The organism is Natrialba sp. PRR66, from assembly GCF_034808065.1.
GTDB lineage: Archaea > Halobacteriota > Halobacteria > Halobacteriales > Natrialbaceae > Natrialba > Natrialba aegyptia.
Map to the genome: position 1 here is coordinate 1 of NZ_JAXHGN010000283.1, position 234 is coordinate 234.

Here is a 234-nt window from a genome sequence, read left to right on the forward strand (position 1 = left end):
GTCCGGATCGACCTCAGTGACCGCCTGGCCGACCATCTCGCAGACGTGAGCGTCGCTGCCGGCGGTCATCGGGAGATCACGTACGGTGGCGAACTGTCGGGCCTGTCGGTTCGCCCGGCCGGTCAACAGCCGAGAGTTGTACACTTCGATTGCATCGGCGATTTCGAGTTCGTCCTCGGAGATGTTTTTCAAGACGCCGCTGCGGGTTTCCTGGTAGGGGTGGGGCACGACGGC

Annotated in this window: 1 protein-coding gene; it reads right to left on the bottom strand. The window is 63.7% G+C overall.

Features of this window, described 5'->3' with window-relative positions; genetic code table 11:
- Positions 1-234: PHP domain-containing protein (locus SM755_RS24235; protein WP_323174911.1), on the bottom strand; the 234-nt coding region annotated here is incomplete at both ends.